The sequence below is a fragment of the Streptomyces albidochromogenes genome, assembly GCF_005981925.1.
Classification (GTDB): Bacteria; Actinomycetota; Actinomycetes; order Streptomycetales; family Streptomycetaceae; genus Streptomyces; species Streptomyces albidochromogenes.
In genome coordinates this window covers 1-3,408 of the sequence record NZ_VBVX01000476.1, presented here as the reverse complement: position 1 = coordinate 3,408, position 3,408 = coordinate 1, and the positions used below count along the sequence as shown (strand labels likewise).

The 3,408-nt window shown below is 73.4% G+C and carries 3 protein-coding genes; all 3 read right to left on the bottom strand.

Annotated features, from left to right (window positions below; translation table 11 throughout):
- A partial coding sequence (locus E2E34_RS32690) for a PTS transporter subunit EIIC (RefSeq protein WP_138905461.1) occupies positions 1-1,498 on the bottom strand: 1,498 nt, incomplete at its 3' end.
- A gap of 41 nt (positions 1,499-1,539) precedes the next feature.
- Positions 1,540-2,487 carry an N-acetylmuramic acid 6-phosphate etherase gene (gene murQ / locus E2E34_RS32685; RefSeq protein ID WP_138905460.1) on the bottom strand — a complete coding sequence of 316 codons (948 nt, stop codon included), beginning with the start codon at positions 2,485-2,487 and terminating at the stop codon, positions 1,540-1,542.
- 45 nt (positions 2,488-2,532) lie between these two features.
- Positions 2,533-3,408 (bottom strand): MurR/RpiR family transcriptional regulator (locus E2E34_RS32680; protein ID WP_138905459.1); only part of this gene is annotated, 876 nt, incomplete at its 5' end.

Sequence of the window (3,408 nt, the reverse complement as noted above, 5' to 3'; positions counted from 1 at the left end):
GAGCGGGCGGGGCGGGGGTGCCCGAGGCGGCGATCAGGCCGGTGCCGGTGTCGTCGTCCGCGTTCAGGTCGGTCAGCATCTGCCTGCTGAAGCCGAAGAAGTACGTGGCGAGGAATCCGGCGGCGTAACCGACGGCCAGCCCGGCGGCGTACACAGCGACCATCACGCCCATGCCCTGGTTGCCGGCCAGGAGCGGGAACAGGGCCCAGCCGGACGGGCCGATGGCGGTGGAGCCGAACGCGTCCCCGAGCTGGTTGAACAGGCCGACGAAGCCGCCGCCGAACGCGCCGCCGACGCAGGCGGTGACGAACGGGCGTCCGAGGGGCAGCGAGACGCCGTAGATGAGGGGCTCGCCCACGCCGAGGAAACCGGCGGGGAGCGCGGACTTGATGGTGCGCCGGACCGAGCCGTTGCGGGGGAGGCGGACGTACACGGCGGCGGCCGCGCCGACCTGGCCCGCGCCGGCCATGGCGAGGATCGGCAGGAGGACCGTGAAGCCCTGCTGCTCGATGAGGGTGGTGTGGATCGGGATGAGGGCCTGGTGCAGGCCGAGCATGACCAGGGGCAGGAACAGGCCGCCGAGCACGAAGCCGGCCGCCGCGCCGCCGGTGGCCAGCAGCCAGTCCGCGAAGTCGCCGATGGCGGTGGAGATCTCGCCGGCCACGAACATCAGGCCGAAGACGGTGACGAGGCCGGAGACCAGGACGGTGAGGGTCGGGGTGACGAGGACGTCGAGGGCCTCCGGGACCCACCGGCGGCACCATTTCTCGACGTACACCGCGAGGACCGCCGCGCCGAGCGCGCCGAGGACTCCGCCCTGGCCGGGGGAGAGCGACTGGCCGAACGCGTCGATCTTCGCGACGCCCGGGAAGACGATGATCGCGGCGACCGCGCCGCCCAGGATCGGCGTACCGCCGAACTCCTTCGCGGTGTTGAGGCCGACGAACACCGCGATCAGGGCCATGAAGCCGGTGGCGATCGCGGCGAGGGCGGGGGTGACGGCGGGGAGCCATCCGAGGTTGACCATGAGGCCGTTGAATCCGGCGATGATGCCGCAGCCGATGAGGGCGGGGATCAGCGGGACGAAGATGTTCGCGATCCTGCGCAGGAAGAGTTTGAAGGGGGTGGCGTTCCTGGCCTTCCGCTCGGCCCTGATCGCCGCCCCCTGCGCGGCGAGTCCGTCGGCGGTGAGCGCGTCGGCGGTGAGGGGGGTGGGTGGTGCGGCCGGGGCCGCCGCGCGTTCCTCCTCGACCAGGGCCTCGAACTCAGGGGTGACCCGGGCGACCGTGCCGGGGCCGAGGACGATCTGGTACGTGGTGTCCTCGACCACGCCCAGGACGGCGGGCAGCGCGGCCAGCCGCTCGTCCTGGACCAGGGAGCGGTCGCGCAGGCCCAGCCGCAGGCGGGTCATGCAGTGGGCGATGGAGATGACGTTCCCCGCGCCTCCGACGAGCGGAAGGATCGCGGCGGCGGTGGCGCGGTTCTTGTTCTCTGTCATGGTGCGTGGTGCCTTGCTGTGCGGGGGTGGTACGTCCCAGTTCAGGGCGTACGGGCCGCCGCGGCGCGGAGCGCCACGCGCAAGTGGCCCCGCGCTTCGTCGAGGAGGGTGGCGGCGGTGGGTCCGTCGACCGCCCCGAGGATCACCAGGATGGCGTTCTTCACCTCTCCGCCGGTGGCGGCGAGCGCGGCCTCGATCTCCGGGTCGGGCGCGCCCGTGGCGAGCGCGACGATGCGGCGGGAGCGGGCGCGCAGCTTCTCGTTGGAGGCGCGTACGTCGACCATGAGGTTTCCGTACGTCTTGCCGAGCCGGATCATCGTGATCGTCGAGATCATGTTCAGGACGAGCTTCTGGGCCGTGCCTGCCTTGAGGCGGGTGGAGCCGGTGAGCAGTTCGGGGCCGACGACGATCTCCAGGCCGTGCTCGGCGGCGGCGCCCAGCGCGCTGTCCTCGTTGCACGACAGGCCGATGGTGAGGGCTCCGGCGCGGCGGGCGTGCTCGACGGCGCCGATCGCGTACGGGGTGCGGCCGGAGGCCGAGATGCCGACGACGGTGTCGTCGGCGGTCAGGCCGAGCGCGTCGAGGTCGGCCGCAGCGAGCTCCTTGGAGTCCTCGGCGCCTTCCACCGCCTTGATCATCGCGGTGGGTCCGCCGGCGATCAGGCCGACGACCCGGGCGGGGTCGGTGTTGAAGGTCGGCGGGCACTCGCTCGCGTCCAGCACGCCGAGCCGTCCGGCCGTGCCGGCGCCCAGGTAGACCAGCCGGCCGCCGCGGGCCATCCGCTCGGCGGTGGCGTCGATGGCGGCGGCGATCTGCGGGAGCCGGGCGGCGACGGCCTCGGGGACGGAGCGGTCCTCGCCGTTCATGATGCGGGCGATCTCGGCGGTCGGCAGCCGGTCGATGTCGGCGAGCTCGGGGCGGAACGCCTCGGTGGTGAGGGTGGCGAGCTGGGCGCGCAGTTCGCCGTACGTCGGGGAGGTGGAGGTCATGAGGAGTGCGGCTCTTTCTCGTCGTGCCGGGCTGCTTCCACGTGGCTAGCGGCTGGTGCTCCGGGGCGTGTGGCGGTGGGCCAGCGCCTCGTAGGAGGCGGCGAGGGCGGGGGCCGCCGTCTCGTAGGTGCGCTGCGCCACGCCTATGAACAGGCAGTCCACGACGAGCAGTTGGCTCGTACGGCTGGACATGGCCGCCGGGCGCAGTTCGCTCTCGCGGGCGGTCGACGTGGTGAGGACGTGGTCGGCGTACTGCGACACGGGCCCGTCCGGGCGGCCCGTGATCGCGACCGTGGTGGCTCCCCGGTCGAAGGCGACGCGCAGCGGCTCGATGGCGTCGCCGGTCGAGCCGGAGTGCGTGATGGCTATCGCCACGTCGCCGGAGCGGAGCTGGACGGCGTTGGTGACGGCGAGGTGCGGGTCGGTGTGGGCGTGCGCGATCAGGCCGATGCGCAGCAGCTTCTGGGCGAGGTCCATGCCGACGAGGGAGGAGGCGCCGACGCCGTAGATGTCGATGCGGCGGGCTGTGGCCAGGGCGGTGACGGCCGCGCCGAGCTGGACGGTGTCGAGGCCGGCGGCGGTGTCGGCGAGGGTCTGCTGCTCGTCGTAGGCCAGCTTCGCCACGACGTCCGCGATCGGGTCGTCGACGGCGATGTCGGCGGTCACCGCGGGCGCGCGGCCGGACTGCTGCTGGGCGGCGAGTCCGGCGAGCGCGAGGCGCAGGTCGCGGTAGCCGGGGTAGCCGAGGAGGCGGGCGGTGCGGACGACGGTGGCCTCGCTGGTGCCGGTGAGCTCCGCGAGACCGGTGACCGTGAGGGCGGCGCAGCCGGCCGGGTCGGCGGCGACGGCTTCCGCGACGCGCTGCATGGAGCGGGTCATGGACGGCGCCAGGGTCCGGACCTTGGCCGCGAGGGCGGCGGG